The sequence below is a fragment of the Kitasatospora nipponensis genome (assembly GCF_039528135.1).
GTDB classification, from domain to species: Bacteria; Actinomycetota; Actinomycetes; order Streptomycetales; family Streptomycetaceae; genus Kitasatospora; species Kitasatospora nipponensis.
Genome location: NZ_BAAALF010000100.1, coordinates 1 through 14,940, shown reverse-complemented (window position 1 = coordinate 14,940; position 14,940 = coordinate 1). Strand labels below are relative to the sequence as shown.

The window sequence follows — 14,940 nt, the reverse complement described above, 5'->3', positions numbered from 1 at the left end:
GCCAGCGCCCGCCAGCGGCGGGGGTCCGGTACGGGGTCGGCCGTCGCGTGTGTCGAGGACACGGGAGGAGCCTTCCGAACGGGGGTGCCGTCGGCGTGTGCGCGCGGCACTGCTCTCCAGGGAAGCTCGCCTGCCCGCCGCGGGGCAAGCGAAATCCTTCACATACTGGAGCAAATCGGAAGTTTTATCTGATCTTTAACTCAGCGAAGGGCTCCGGCCGGGCCCGCCCGCCTGCGCGGTTCCCCCGCTCGGGGGCACGGACCCGGCCGGCGGGACGGTCAGAGCGCCGAGAGGGCGGCGACCAGGTCGTCCAGGCCGAGCGAGCCCTGCGAGAGGGCGGCCATGTGCCAGGCCTTGAGGTCGAACTCCTCGCCGCGGGCCTCGTGCGCCGCCCGCGCCGCCGCCCGGCCGCGCAGCCAGGCGCGCTCGCCCAGCTTGTAGCCGATCGCCTGGCCGGGAAGGCCCAGGTAGCGGACCAGCTCGCTGTCCAGGAAGACCGGGCGCAGGCCGCAGTACAGCCCGAAGAACTCGCGGGCCGCCGCCGGGGTCATCAGCTCGCCCGGCCGGAACGGCGAGTCGGCCGGGAAGTCCAGGCCCACGTGCATGCCGATGTCGACGATCACCCGCAGCGCCCGCATCATCTGCGCGTTGAGGTAGCCGAGCCGGTGGCCGGGGTCGGTGAGGTAGCCCAGCTCGTCCATCAGGCGCTCGGCGTAGAGCGCCCAGCCCTCCATGTCGGCGCTGACGCCGCCCACGCTGACCTGGTAGGTGGAGAGGCTGCCCGCGACGTAGTTCCACTGCGCGAGCTGCAGGTGGTGGCCGGGCACGCCCTCGTGGTACCAGGTGCTGACCAGGTCCCAGACCGGGAACCTGTCGTCGCCCTGGGTCGGCAGCCAGGTCCGGCCGGGGCGGGTGAAGTCCAGCGAGGGCGCGGTGTAGTACGGCGCGCTGGCGCTGCCGGCCGGGGCCAGCCTCGACTCGACCCGGGTGACCGGCTCGGCGAGGTCGAAGTGGACGCCCTGCAGGTCGCCGATCGCCTGGTCCATCAGGCCCTGCAGGTACTCCCGCACCTGCTCCTCGCCGACGATCGCGGGCCCCTCGCTCTCCAGCCAGCGCATCGCCTCCATCGGCGAGCTGCCCGGGCGGACCTTCTCGGCCTCCACCCGCATCTGCGCGGCGATGTCGTGGAACTCGGTCCAGGCCCACTGGTAGGCCTCGTCGAGGTCGAGGTCGGCGCCGTTCCAGTAGCGCACCCAGCGGGCGTAGCGCTCGCGGCCCACGGTGTCGGGCGTGCCGGCGGCGGCGGGCCCGTAGACCTCGCCCAGCCAGGTCCGCAGCTCGGCGAGCTCGGCCGAGGCGGCCAGCGCGGCGGCCGTCAGCTCGGCCTGCACGGCCTCGGGTGCGGGGCTGATCAGGGTGCCGAACCAGCCGGCCTCCCGGGCCGGCTCGGCGGCGGCCGGGTCCGCCGCGAGCCACTCGGTGATCTGCTCGATCACCGTGCTGACCTGCTGCGGGCCGCTGAGCATGCCGCGCTCGAGGCCCTCGGTCAGGGTGGCCCGGTACTGCCGCACCGCCTGCGGGAAGCGGGCCAGCCGGCGGCCCAGGCCGGCCCAGTCCTGCTCGGTCTCGGTGGGCAGCAGGGTGAAGAGCTCACGGGTGTTGTGCAGCGGCGAGCCGAGGTTGCGCACCGCGCGCAGGTCCTCGCCCGCCTCGTGGACGGCGAGCTCGGCCGTCAGCCGCTCGCGCAGCAGCCGGCCGCAGCGGTGCTCGGCGGCCGGGTCGGCCGGTGCGGTCAGCTCGGCGGCCGCCTCGGCGGCGTCCAGCTCGGCCAGGGTGCGCCGGGCCAGCGCGGCCAGCGCGGCGTGGCCGGCCGGCGAGAGGTCCGGCAGCCGGTCGTCCTCGGGATTGAGGCCGAGGTAGACCGCGGTCAGCGGGTCGATGTCGGCCAGGGCCTGGACATAGGCGTCCGCCACCTGGCGCGGGGTGCGGCCGGCGGCGGCGGAGAGGTTGGATTCGGAAGGCATTCGGCCATCTTTTCGCAGCGCCCACGCATTGCAAGCCCCTTTCCGCAACCGCGGCGGCGACATCGACGCCGCCCGCCCGGGTCCGGCCCGCCGGCGGCGCACTACGCTGACCGCCATGGAAGCCACCGACCTGCCCGTTCCACCGGCGGCCCCCGGATCCGCCGCCCCGGCCGCGGAACCCGGGCGCGGCCCGGCCGCGGAGCGGACCCGCCGCTCCGGCTACCGGCGGCTGCCGGTGCAGCAGCGGCGCGAGCAGCTGATCGCGGTGGCGCTGTCGCTCTTCAGCACCCGGCCGCCGGACGAGGTCAGCCTGGACGACGTGGCCGCGGCCTCCGGCGCCTCCCGCCCGCTGGTCTACCGGTACTTCGCCGGCGGCAAGCAGCAGCTGTACGAGGCGGCGCTGCGCAGCGCCGCCGAGGAGCTGACCAGCCGGTTCCTGGTCCCGCAGCGCGGCACCCCGACCGAGCAGCTGGCCGCGGTGCTGGACGGCTACTTCTCCTTCGTGGCCGAGCACGACGCCGGCTACGGCGCGCTGCTGCGCGGTGGCTCGGTGGTGGAGACCGCCCGGACCAGCGCCATCGTGGACGAGGTGCGCCGCACCGCGCTGCGCCGCACGCTGCGCTACATGGGCGTGCGGGAGGCCGGGCCACGGCTGACCCTGCTGGTCCGCTCCTGGATCTCGGTGGTCGAGGCGGCCTCGCTGAGCTGGCTGGACGAGGGCCGGCAGATCCCGCCGGCCGAGTTGCGGGACTGGCTGGTCGACGAGTTCGTGGCGATGACCGCGACCTCGGCGGCGCACGACCCGCAGAGCGCGGAGGTGCTGGCCGGGCTGCTCGCGCTGGAGGCGCCGGGCGGGCGGGCGGCCCGGCTGCTGGAGCGGCTGGGCGGCCTGCGGGTCACCGCCGAGGAGGTCTGAGGCCGGCCGGGTGCGCGGGCCGCCGCCGGGGCGGCCCCCACCCGGCTCAGGCCTTGCCGAGCACCTGGCGCTGGCGGCCGAGGCCCTCGATCTCCAGCTCCAGCACGTCGCCGGGCTGCAGGAAGGCGGTGCCGGGGCGTCCCATCGTGACGCCGGCCGGCGTACCGGTGGTCACCACGTCGCCCGGCTCCAGCACCATGAACTGGCTGATGTAGCGGACCGTCTCCAGCACCGGGAAGATCATCTCCGCGGTGCTGCCGTCCTGCCGCAGCTCCCCGTTGACCCACAGCCGCAGGCCCAGCGCCTGCGGGTCGCCCACCTCGTCGGGGGTGACCAGCCAGGGGCCCAGCGGGTTGAAGGTCTCGCAGCACTTGCCCTTGTCCCACTGGCCGCCGCGCTCGAGCTGGAAGGCCCGCTCGGTGACGTCGTTGGAGATCGTGTAGCCCGCGATGCAGGCCGCCGCGGCGGCGTCGCTCTCCAGGTAACGCGCGGTGCGGCCGATCACCAGGGCGAGCTCGACCTCGTAGTCGGTCTTGCTGCTGCCGCGCGGCACCAGCACCTCGTCGTCGGGGCCGACCACGGTGTTGCTGGCCTTGAGGAAGAGCACCGGCTCGGCCGGGATCGCGGCGCCCGCCTCCGCCGCGTGGTCGCGGTAGTTCAGGCCCACGCAGACCACCTTGCCGGGCCGGGGCACCGGCGCGCCCAGCCGCTGCCCCGCGAGTTCCAGCACCGGGAACTCCCCGCCGGCGACCGCCGCGGCCAGCTCGGCCGGGTCCAGCTCGCCGAGGAAGGCGCCGTCGAGGTCTCGGGTGCGCCCCGAGAGGTCGTACGCGGTGCCGTCCGGGCCGAGCACGGCCGGGCGCTCGGCACCCGGGGGGCCAACACGGAGGAGCTTCATCTGCCCATCACCACCTGTGGTCATCGCGCATGACGCGCGGCGGCCGCACACCGCCGAGCCTGTGCATCCGAGGTATATCAACGCCTGGTGAGGGCGAACCAGGGGGTGGCCGTCGGCCAGTTCCTATCAATTCCTCCAAGGGGCGGGGGGCTCGAATCAGGCGGGCATACGGTTGACAGCGCCGAGCAGCTCGGCGAGCAGGCCCGCGGGCGGCTCGGGGTTGCCCAGCTCGGCCGGAGTCAGCTCGGCGGCGGTCCGCTCCAGGCGGTGGCGCAGGTCCTCGACGTCCTGGTGCCGCTCGCCCAGCGCCCGCTCCGCGGCCGGCAGCAGTTCGCGCAGCAGGCCGTACGCCTCGGCCCGCCGGCCGGCCCGCTCCAGGCTCACCGCCAGGTCGTGGCAGGTGCGCAGCGTCCGACCGTCCTGCGGGCCGAAGGTCAGCGCGAACTGCGGGATCACGTCCTGGAGTTCACGCACCGCGTCGGCGGCCCGGCCCTCGGTGGCGGCCACGAAGGCGGCGTCCGCGCGGCGGCGCAGCCCGCGCACCGCCTCGGCCGCGCGGGCGAGCCGGCGGGCCACCTGGGCGGCGTCGGCGGGCCGCTGCTCCGGGTCCTTGGCGAGCAGGTCCATCACCAGGTCGGCCACGTCCGCGGGCAGCGCGGCGGGCCGCTCGGGCACGTGCTCCTGGTGCTGCACCATCAGGCCGTAGTGCTGGGTGGCGGTGAACGGCCGCTGCCCGGTGAAGAGTTCGTACAGCACGCAGCCGACCGCGTACAGGTCCGAGCCGGCCGTGCCGGGCTCGCCGCGCCAGCGCTCGGGGGCCAGGTAGCGCACGCTGCCGATCACCGAGCCGGTGGTGGTCAGCGGGTCCTGGTTGTCCTCGTACTGGGCGATGCCGAAGTCGAGCACCTTGAGGACGGCGCGGTCCGCGGCGCCGAACATGATGTTCTCCGGCTTGACGTCCCGGTGGACGACCCGCGCGGCGTGCGCGGCCCCCAGCGCGGTGCAGAGCTGGCGCGCCCACTCCAGGGCCAGGGGCAGCTCGCAGCGGCCGGCGGCCATCACCTGCGCCAGCGTCGGGCCGCCGAGCAGTTCCATCACCACGTAGCTGAAGAGCTCCTCGTCGGTGCGGACCTCGCCCAGGTCGAAGACGACCACGATGTGCGGGTGCGCCAGCCTGGCCAGCACCTCCACCTCGCGCCGCAGCCGGGCGAGGTCGGAGGCGGCCGCCCGGTCGTGGTTCTGGTGCAGCGTCTTCACCGCGACCTGCCGGCCCAGCCGCCGGTCGTAGGCCTCCCAGACCACGCCGAACCCGCCCCGGCCCAGCTCGCGGACCAACTGATAGCGCTCCCCCAGCAGTTCGCCGGCTCTCATCTCTCCCCTTTTCGACGAGCGGTGCCTGTACTCGGGACTGCGAACCTGTTGCGAACGGCTGCGGGCGGCCGCGCCCTAGCGGACCTGCGGCGGCCAGGGGTAGGGCGGGAGCCCGAGCAGCATCGCCACCTCGCCCGGCCGGACCCCGCTGCCCACCTGGTACCGGCGGCGCTGCAGGTCGCGCTGGTAGGACCAGAGGTCCTTGGTCGCCCGGGCCACGTCCTCGTGCCCCGGTCCGAGCACGGCCAGCATCAGCGGCAGCAGATCGGTCAACAACCCCACGGCGCCGGTGACGTCCTCGGCCATGCTGCGCCAGATGGCGAGGTCGTAGCAGACCTGGAGGGTCTGCGGGCTGGTGGGGCCCAGCGTGCGGGCCGCCTCGGTGACCAGGAAGCCCAGCCACTGCACCGCCTCGCCCGCCCGGCCCGCCTCGCCCAGCGCCCAGGCCTGGTCCACCTGGCCCCGGATCCGCGCCACGCCCTCCGGCTCGGCCTCGCCCTGGAAGCCGGCCGCGATCGTGGCCAGCCGGCCGCGGACCTCGGCGGCGTCGGCCGGCCGGCCGGTGCGGTCCTTGGCGAGCAGCGCGACGATCAGCTCGTCCAGCGCCGCGGGGATGCCCGGGCGCAGCAGGGCGGGCCGCTGCGGCACGTCGTGCAGGTGGCGGTGCATCAGCTCCTGGGCCTGCAGGCCCTCGAACGGGCGCCGGCCGGTGCAGAGTTCGAAGAGCACGCAGCCCAGCGCGTAGAGGTCGGTGCGACCGTCGGAGGGGCTGCCCTGCCACTGCTCGGGGGCGAGGTAGGGGGCGCCGCCGGTGGTGGCGGCCGGGGCCAGGTGGGCGACGCCGAAGTCGAGCACCTTGAGGCCGCCCTGCTCGCCGATCAGCAGCCGGGCGGGCTTGAGGCCCCAGTGCACCACGCCGGCGGTGTGCGCCGCCTGGAGGGCCAGGGTCACCTGCTGGGCCCAGACCAGCACGTGGCCCAGGTCGAGGGGACCGGCCGCGATCACGGTGTCCAGGGTGCGGCCGCGCAGGAGCTCCATCACCAGGGTCCGCTCGGCGGTGTCCTGCACGGTCACCAGGTGCGGGTGGGCCAGCCGGCCCACCGCGGCGGCCTCGGTCAGGAAGCGCGCCACGGACTCGGGCCCGGCCGCGCACTCGGGGCCGACGACGCGGACGGCCACCTGATGGCCGAGCTCGCGGTCCAGCCCCTCCCAGACCACGCCGGCGGCGCTGTGGCCCAGGGCGCGCACCAGTTGGTAGCGGCTGTTCGGCGGCTTCCCCGCGTCATCTGACATACCGATCAGCCTATCGGGACCGGGTGTCGCGCCGGCGGACGGTTCCCCGGGACCGCGAGCGCCCGGCCGCCGGGCAAGGACGGCCGGGCCCGCGGTGCCGGGCGGTCAGACCTGAAGGGCGATCAGCTGGTGGCGGTCACGCTCGGCGTCCGCGGCCCGGCGGGCCTTCGCGGCGTCGCGGCGGGCCACCTCGGCGCGCACCAGCGGGATCACGTACCGGCCGAAGTCGACGGCGTCGTCGAGCAGGTGGTAGCCACGGGCGGAGAGGATCTCCACCCCGAGGTCGTAGTAGTCGAGCAGCGCCTCGGCGACCGTCTCGGGCGTGCCGACCAGGGCGTTGGAGTTGCCGGCCCCGCCGGTGGCGGCGGCGGTGGGGGTCCAGAGCGCGCGGTCGTAGCGCTCACCGGCCGCGGCGATCGCCAGCAGGCGCTGCGAGCCGGTGTTCTCCGGTCCGGCCGCCGGGTCGCCGGCGCGCCGCAGCGGGCCCGGCGAACAGGCCCGGCGGGCCGAGATGGCCGCCACCGTGCGGTGCGCCTTCTCCCAGGCCAGCTCCTCGGTGGGCGCGATGATCGGACGGAACGCGACCTGGATGCGCGGCGCCTCGGCCCGTCCGGCGGCGGCCGCCGCCCGGCGCACCTGCTCGATCTGCGCGGCGGTCTCGGCCAGCGGCTCGCCCCAGAGGCAGTAGATGTCCGCCTCCGCGCCGCCCGCCGCGTACGCGGCCGGCGAGGAGCCGCCGAACGAGACGTCCGGGCGCGGCTGCTGGACGGGGAAGACGTCCGCGACGAAGTCGTGGAAGCGGTAGTGCGTGCCCTCGTGGTCGAACGGCTCCCGGCTGGTCCACGCCTGCTTGACGATCCGGATGTACTCGCGGGTCCGGTCGTATCGCTCGTCCTTGGTCAGGACGTCGCCCTCGCGGCGCTGCTCGTGGTCGTTGCCCCCGGTGATGAAGTGTACGGTCAGCCGGCCCTGGCTGATCTGGTCCAGGGTGGCGAAGGTGCGGGCGGCCAGGGTGGGGGCGGAGACGTTGGGGCGGTGGGCGAGCAGGATCTGCAGCCGCTCCAGCCGGGCGGCCAGGAACGCGGCGGCCGGCACCGGGTCGGGCGAGCTCGATCCGTAGGCGAAGAGCACCCGGTCCCAGCCGTGCTCCTCGTGCGCGCGGGCCAGGCGCAGGGTGTAGTCGCGGTCGAAGGCGGCGGTGCTGCGGGCGGTGGTCTGCGAACCGTCGCCGGTGGCGGCGATCCCGAGGAACTCGACGGGCATGGCGAACTGCCTTTCTCCGGACGGGTGCAGGGCAGGGCGGGGCATCGCAGGGCATCGCACGGCATCGCACGGCGGCGCGATGTGACGGCACGGCGCGGGCGAAGGACGCGGCAGGCAGCGGGCGGGGCGAGGCGCTACCCGGCGAGGGCCGGGCGGGGTCGGGCCGCGGAGGGAGGCGGTCCCGAGCGGGTGGCGGGGCCGCTCAGCGGGCCCGTGCCGGCGTCAGCCGCGACACGCCGCGGACCACACCCGACCGAAGTCGATGTGGTCGCGGGTGACCAGCGGCGGCGCGGCGTTCATGGCCCAAGTTGAGCAGTGCGTCGCGGACTTCGTCAACCGCCTGCTCGAGTCGGGCGCGAGCGAACGACCTTGACAGCCGTTCCCCGCCTCCGCGTACGATCCGAACCGGAGTGAGAGCTGTGCCGCCGCGTTGAGGGACGCGGCCCGCGTGACGCCGACCGGATCCGGGCCCGCCCGGACCCCGCCCCTTCCACGCCTGCCCCGGAGCCCGGCCATGGCCATCTCGCACAGCGCCCCGCCCGCCGACGGACCGGCGGGCCCACCGCCCGCCGCCCGCACCGTGGTGATCGTCGGCGCCGGCCCGCGCGGCACCGGTCTGATCGAGCGGCTCGCCGCCAACGCCGCCGAACTCCTGCCGCCCCGGCGGCGCGTGGAGATCCACCTGGTCGACCCGTACCCGCCCGGCGGCGGGCGGATCTGGCGCCACGAGCAGTCACCGCTGCTGCGGATGAACTCGATGGCCGAGGACGTGACCATGTTCACCGACGAGCGCTCGGCCATCGAGGGCCCGGTCCGCCCCGGCCCCTCGCTCGCCCGATGGGCCGCCCACCGCGAGGAGTTCGCCCCGCACCTGGAGCCGGCCGATCCGGCGGTGCGGGCCGAGCTGGACGCGCTGGCACCCGGCGACTTCGCCACCCGGCGGGCGCTGAGCGCCTACCTGGACTGGGTGTTCCGCCGGGCCGTGGCCGACCTGCCCGAGTGGATCACCCTCACCGTGCACCGCGGGCGCGCCATCGCCCTGACCGGCGCGCCGGACGGCCCGCAGCGCGTCACGCTCGCCTCCGGCGTCGAGCTGACAGGTGATCAGGTCGTGCTGGCGCTGGGCCACCTGGGCGCGGACCTGGACGAAGCCCACACCGTCAGCGCCGAGTTCGCCGCCCGGCACGGCCGGTTCCACCTGCCGCCGGCGTTCTCCACCGAGGCGGAGGGCCCGCTGGCCGGTGTCGCGGCGGGCGAGCAGGTGATCCTGCGCGGCTTCGGGCTGGCCTTCGTGGACCTGACCGCACTGCTCACCGAGGGCCGCGGCGGTCGCTTCGAGCACCTGCCCGACGGCACCCTGCGCTACCGCCCCTCGGGCCGCGAGCCGGTGTTGCACGTCGGCTCGCGGCGCGGCGTGCCGTACCACGCCAAGACCGGCTACCGGCTGCAGGGCCCGCCCGCGCCACTGCCGCGGTACTTCGGGCCGGACGGTGTCGAGCAGCTGCTCGCCCGCCCCGGACAGCTCGAACTGCGCCGCGACATCTGGCCGTTGATGGCCAAGGAGATCGGCTTCGGCTACTACCACGAGCTCTTCCACGCCCACCCCGAGCGCACCACGCTGCCCTGGGCCGACTTCCTGGCCGGCTACGACCGGTTCGACTGGTACACCGACGAGCGGGCCGACCTGGTGGCCGCCGGCGTCCCGGACCCGGCCGACCGGCTGGACTTCGAGCACCTGGACCACCCACTGGCCGGCCTGCGGTTCGCCGATCCGCAGGCGCTGCGCGAGCACCTGTGCGGCTACCTGCGGGCGGACGTCGAGCGGCGCGCCGACCCCGCCCACAGTGCCGACCTGGGCGCCTTCCTGGCCCTGCTCTCGCTCTACGGCCAGCTGCCCCGGGTGCTGGCGGCCGGCCGGCTGACCGCCCGCTCCACCGCCCGCGAGCTGGACGGCTGGTGGCACGGCTTCTTCAGCTTCCTGGCCTCCGGCCCGCCGGGCTTCCGGCTGCGCGAGCTGCTGGCCCTCTCCGAGGCCGGCGTCGTGCACTTCCTGGGCGCCGACCTGGCGGTGGAGCTGGACGAGGCCGGGGGCACCTTCGTGGCCAGCAGCCCCAGCGTGCCCGGCCACCGGGTCACCGCCACCGCGCTGATCGACGCCTACCTGCCCAAGCACGCGCTGGACCGCACCGAGGACCACCTGCTGGCCGCGCTGCTGCGCGCCGGTGAGCTGGCCGAGGAGGTGGTCGCGGACGCGCAGCACGTCCACCGGTCCGGACTGCTGACCACCTCCCCCGCCGACGGCCGGGTGCTCGACCCCTCGCTCGGCGGCGCCGGGCACCCGCGCCGGGTCGCCCTGGGCCCGCACACCAACGGCCGGGCCTTCGCCGCCTTCGCCCGCCCGCGGATCAACGCCCCGAGCTTCCGGCAGAACGACGCCGCCGCCCGCGCGCTGCTGCGCGCCCTCGCCGCCGACCCGCTGGGCCCGCGCGACCCGTGCGACCCGGCCGACCGGCCGCACCCGCGCGAGCTGCCCGACCCGACCGACCAGCGCGAACGGCTGGACGGAGGTGACAGGATGGGGGCGGGGCTGACGACGGCGCGGCCCTGATCCAGCAGGAGGTGCACGGTCATGGCCAAGCAGGCCCCGCAGAGCGACCCGGCGCAGGACGCGCCCGCGGTGGCCGCCCCGCAGCACGCGGCGGCCGGGCTGCCGGCCGTCGGCCACAGCCTGCGGATGGCGAACGAGCAGATGGGCCCGCGCCGCGCGCTGGCGACCCTGCTCAAGGTCAACCAGCACGGCGGCTTCGACTGCCCCGGCTGCGCCTGGCCCGAGCCGGACAAACCGCACACCGCCGAGTTCTGCGAGAACGGCGCCAAGGCGGTCGCCGAGGAGGCCACCGAGCGCCGGATCACCCGCGCGTTCTTCGCCGAGCACCCGGTCGGCGAGCTGGCCGAGCGCTCCGGCTACTGGCTGGGCCAGCAGGGCCGGCTCACCGAGCCGATGCTGCTGGAGGAGGGCGCCGACCACTACACCCCGGTGAGCTGGGAGCAGGCCATCGCGATCGTGGCCGAGGAGCTCACCGCGCTGGACAGCCCCGACGAGGCCGCCTTCTACACCTCCGGCCGCACCAGCAACGAGGCCGCCTTCGCCTACCAGCTGTTCGCCCGCCGGCTGGGCACCAACAACCTGCCGGACTGCTCCAACATGTGCCACGAGTCCTCGGGCTCGGCCCTGGTGGAGACGCTCGGCGTGGGCAAGGGCAGCGTCAGCCTGAAGGACCTCTACCAGGCCGACCTGATCATCGTGGCCGGCCAGAACCCGGGCACCAACCACCCGCGGATGCTCTCCGCGCTCGAGCGGGCCAAGCGGGCCGGTGCGACGGTCGTCAGCGTCAACCCGCTGCCCGAGGCCGGTCTGGAGCGCTTCAAGAACCCGCAGAACGCGCGCGGCCTGGTCGGGCACGGCACCAAGCTGACCGACCTCTTCCTGCAGATCCGGCTCGGCGGCGACCTCGCGCTCTTCCGCGCCCTGAACAAGGCGATCCTGGCGGCGGACGGCGTCGACCACGCCTTCGTCGCCGAACACTGCCACGGCTTCGAGGAGTTCGCCGCCGAGGCCGAGCAGACCACGCAGGCCGAGGTGCTCGCCGCCACCGGGCTGCCGGCCGAGCAGATCGAGGAACTGGCGCGGCTCGTCCTGAAGTCCGAGAAGATCATCGTCTGCTGGGCGATGGGCCTCACCCAGCACAAGCACGCCGTGCCGACCATCCGCGAGGTGGTGAACTTCCTGCTGCTGCGCGGCAACGTCGGCCGCCCCGGCGCCGGGGTCTGCCCGGTGCGCGGGCACAGCAACGTGCAGGGCGACCGGACCATGGGCATCTTCGAGCGGCCGTCCACCGCCTTCCTGGACGCGCTGGACAAGGAGTTCGACTTCGCCGCGCCGCGCCACCACGGCCTGGACTCGGTGGACACCATCCGGGGCATGCGCGACGGACGGGTCAAGGTCTTCTTCGCGATGGGCGGCAACTTCGTCGCGGCCACCCCCGACACCCTGGTGACCGAGGCCGCGATGCGCCGCTGCCGGCTCACCGTGCACGTCTCCACCAAGCTCAACCGCTCGCACGTGGTGACCGGCGCGCGGGCGCTGATCCTGCCCACCCTGGGCCGCACCGACCGCGACCGCACGCCCCGGGGCGACCAGTTCGTCACCGTCGAGGACTCGATGGGCATCGTGCACTCCTCGCAGGGCCGGCTGCGCCCGCCGGCCCCCGGGCTGCTCTCCGAGACGGCCATCGTCTGCCGGCTCGCCCGCGCCACCCTCGGCGCCGGCGACCAGCTGCCGTGGGAGGACTTCGCGGACGACTACGACACCCTGCGCGAGCGGATCGCCCGGGTGGTGCCGGGCTTCGCCGACTTCAACACCAAGGTCCGCAAGGCCGGCGGCTTCGCGCTGCCGCACGGCCCGCGCGACAGCCGCAGCTTCCCCACCGCCACCGGCAAGGCCAACTTCACGGTCAACGCGCTGACCGCGCCCGAGGTCCCGGCCGGCCGCCTGCTGCTGCAGACGCTGCGCTCGCACGACCAGTACAACACCACGATCTACGGCCTCGACGACCGCTACCGGGGCATCACCGGCGGGCGCCGGGTGGTGCTGGTCAATCCGGCGGACGCGGCCGAGCTGGGCCTGACCGAGGGCGGCTACGTGGACCTGGTGAGCGAGTGGCGCGACGGGGTGGAGCGCCGGGCGCCGCACTTCCGCGTGGTGCACTACCCGGTCGCCCGGGGCGGCGCGGCCGCGTACTACCCGGAGACCAACGTACTGGTCCCGCTGGACTCCACCGCGGACATCAGCAACACGCCGACCTCGAAGGCCGTGGTGATCCGCTTCGAGGCCGACTCCGAGCCGAGCTGACCCGGGGCCCGTCGGCACGCCACCGGGCCGGCCCGCCGCGGTGATCGCGGTGGGCCGGGCCGGTGTGCCGCGCGCCGGCTGACCGGGCTCAGTGGCTCGGCGTGGTGGTGGCGGCCGGAGCGCTGCCCGAGGGGCTGTTCGAGCCGGCCGCCGAGGCGGATCCGGTGGCGCCGGCGGTGGGCGAGCCGGTGACCGGGGTCGAGGGGGCCGACGAGCCGCCGGTCGGCGAGCAGCCGGTGGGGCTGCCGGTCGCGGTCGAGCCGCCCGTCGGCGACCCGGTGGGCGAGCCGGTGGCCGGCGTCGAGGCGCTCTCGGAGGGCGTGGAGGTCCCGGACGGCGAGGCGCTGCCGCCCGGCGTGGCCGTGCCGGAGCCCGAGGGCGAGTCGCTCGGCGAGGTGCCGGGCGCGGACGGCTGCGTCCCGGAGGCCGAGGACGACGGCGAGGGCGAGCCGGGCGCGGTCGACTGACCCTGGCCGGTCGGCACCACCGGGCCCATCGGCGGCGCCGACACCAGCGGGACGATCGGCGCGCCGGCCGGCAGCGGCGCCACCGTCGGCAGCCCCTGCACGGTGGCGAGCCCGGGTGCGATCGGGGTCAGCGTCTGCAGGTTCTGCAGCACGTCCGGCACCTTCCAGGCGCCGCCCTGGTCGTCGGCCGTGTCCTGCGGGTCCGGCCGGACCGCGCCCAGGATCGGCGCCATCCCGATCGGCGAGACCCGCACCACGGCGCCGGTGTGCGGGGCCTGCACCACCAGTCCCCCGCCGATGTAGAGGGCGACGTGCTCGGCGTTCGCGTAGTAGACCACCAGGTCACCGGGGCGCAGCTGGTTGAGCGGCACGTGCTGCAGCCCCGCCCACTGGTCCTGGCTGGTGCGCGGGATGGAGACCCCGGCGTGCAGCCAGGCCTGCGAGGTCAGGCCCGAGCAGTCGAAGGTGCCGGGGCCGGTGGCGCCCCACTCGTACGGCTTGCCGAGCTGCGCCAGCGCGAAGGCGACCGCGGCCCGGCCGGCGACGGACGGCGTGCGCTCGCCCTGGCCCAGCGCGCCGGAGGCCAGGAAGGCCACCTGGGCCTGGTCGGCCTGCTGCTTCTCCAGCTGCTGCAGCTCGGTCTGCTGCGCGCCGGTCAGGCTGGAGACCAGCTGCTCGACGGTGGCCAGCTGCTGGGCGATGTCGGCCTTGCTCTTGTCCTGCTGGGCGAGCAGCACCTTGGAGTCGGCCAGCGCGGCGCTCGACTGGGTCTTGAGCTCCTCCAGCGCGGCCTGGTCGGTCTTGAGCTGGGCGATGAAGGCGGCCTGCGACCGGCCGGCGGCGGCCAGCAGCTCGCCGAGGTGGACCGCCTGGTAGGGGTCCTGGGTGAGCAGCAGCTCGCCGTAGGCGGAGAGGTTGCCGTTGCGGTACTGGGCGGCGGCCAGCTCGGCGGCCACGTCGATCCCGGCGTCGACGACCTTCTGCTGCTGGTCCAGCTTGGCGTTGACGGCCGCGAGGTCGCCCTGCTGGACGGCCAGTCGGGTCGCGGTGGCGTTGTACTGCTCGGTGGCGGCCTCGGCGTTCTGGTAGAGCAGGTGGACCTTGTCGAGCAGCGGGCCCAGGGTGGCCTCGGCGGCGGCCAGCGGGTCCGCGGGGTTGCCCGGGGTCGCGGTGGCCGAGGCCGACGGGGTGGGCGCGGGCGCCGCGAACGCCGCCTGGCCGGCCAGCGGCAGCGCGAGGGCGGCCATGGCGAGCACCGCCCCACAGCGCAGCGCGGCTCGCAGCCACGGTTGCGTTCCGATGATCCGATCGCGTCCCACAGCTCGCACGGGCCCGCCTCCCCCTCGCTCGGTCCTCCCCTGACGACCCCCGCGGCGCCCCCGGCCTGGCCGGTCTTCGCACGCGGATTCCGCCCGGCCCGCCGAACGCGGACCCCGCACGATCCTGCCATGGGAAGGGCCACATCCGGCAGGCCGCCTCCCCACCGGCTGATGAATTCTCAGCTGACGGTGCGTCGTGACGCAGATCTCATGATTACCCCGCAAAACGGACGATCCAGCACAGAAGCCCAGGTCAAACCGGGTCACGTCATCTGAAGTCCGCACAGCGGAAAGACTCCCGTCATGCATGGATCCAGGAAGACCGAGGTAGTTAACCTCCCGTTCACCCACCATCCCTACCGTCACGACTGCAGACGACTGGGGAACACGCCGGTCCGACAACAACAAGGATTGCTTGGGTTATGGAACACATCACGTTCCTGGTGGCGGTGGTGATCGTCACGGCGCTCGCCTTCG

At 75.0% G+C, this 14,940-nt stretch carries 9 protein-coding genes; 3 read left to right on the top strand and 6 right to left on the bottom strand.

Annotated features, from left to right (window positions below; all coding sequences use genetic code 11):
• Positions 1-278 precede the first annotated feature (278 nt).
• A complete protein-coding gene (locus tag ABD323_RS24600; protein WP_344444105.1) occupies positions 279-2,024 on the bottom strand; it encodes a DUF885 domain-containing protein in 1,746 nt (581 codons plus the stop codon).
• Positions 2,025-2,139: 115 nt separating this feature from the next.
• On the opposite strand from ABD323_RS24600, the gene ABD323_RS24595 reads away from it, so the two are divergent.
• Positions 2,140-2,940 (top strand): TetR/AcrR family transcriptional regulator, encoded by an 801-nt coding sequence (locus ABD323_RS24595; RefSeq protein WP_344444104.1) that lies wholly within the window; start codon positions 2,140-2,142, stop codon positions 2,938-2,940.
• Positions 2,941-2,986: 46 nt separating this feature from the next.
• Here the strand turns inward: ABD323_RS24595 and ABD323_RS24590 are convergent, their stop codons facing one another.
• From ABD323_RS24590 to ABD323_RS24575, 4 genes are all read right to left on the bottom strand, one after another.
• The gene (locus ABD323_RS24590) at positions 2,987-3,838 is read right to left on the bottom strand and encodes a fumarylacetoacetate hydrolase family protein (RefSeq protein WP_344444103.1); all 852 of its coding nucleotides are present in this window, start codon (positions 3,836-3,838) and stop codon (positions 2,987-2,989) included.
• Between the two features lie 156 nt (positions 3,839-3,994).
• Complete coding sequence (locus ABD323_RS24585; protein ID WP_344444102.1) at positions 3,995-5,209, bottom strand: serine/threonine-protein kinase; 1,215 nt, start codon at positions 5,207-5,209, stop codon at positions 3,995-3,997.
• A 75-nt stretch (positions 5,210-5,284) separates the two neighbouring features.
• The gene (locus ABD323_RS24580) at positions 5,285-6,502 is read right to left on the bottom strand and encodes a serine/threonine-protein kinase (RefSeq protein ID WP_344444101.1); all 1,218 of its coding nucleotides are present in this window, start codon (positions 6,500-6,502) and stop codon (positions 5,285-5,287) included.
• A gap of 105 nt (positions 6,503-6,607) precedes the next feature.
• Complete coding sequence (locus ABD323_RS24575) at positions 6,608-7,765, bottom strand: LLM class flavin-dependent oxidoreductase (RefSeq protein WP_344444100.1); 1,158 nt, start codon at positions 7,763-7,765, stop codon at positions 6,608-6,610.
• A 514-nt stretch (positions 7,766-8,279) separates the two neighbouring features.
• Between ABD323_RS24575 and ABD323_RS24570 the strand changes: the two genes are divergently transcribed.
• A complete protein-coding gene (locus ABD323_RS24570) occupies positions 8,280-10,373 on the top strand; it encodes an FAD/NAD(P)-binding protein (RefSeq protein WP_344444099.1) in 2,094 nt (697 codons plus the stop codon).
• A 21-nt stretch (positions 10,374-10,394) separates the two neighbouring features.
• Positions 10,395-12,677 (top strand): FdhF/YdeP family oxidoreductase, encoded by a 2,283-nt coding sequence (locus tag ABD323_RS24565; protein WP_344444098.1) that lies wholly within the window; start codon positions 10,395-10,397, stop codon positions 12,675-12,677.
• Between the two features lie 88 nt (positions 12,678-12,765).
• Here ABD323_RS24565 and ABD323_RS24560 read toward each other — a convergent pair whose 3' ends face one another.
• Complete coding sequence (locus tag ABD323_RS24560) at positions 12,766-14,472, bottom strand: NlpC/P60 family protein (protein ID WP_344444097.1); 1,707 nt, start codon at positions 14,470-14,472, stop codon at positions 12,766-12,768.
• Between the last annotated feature and the right edge of the window lie 468 nt (positions 14,473-14,940).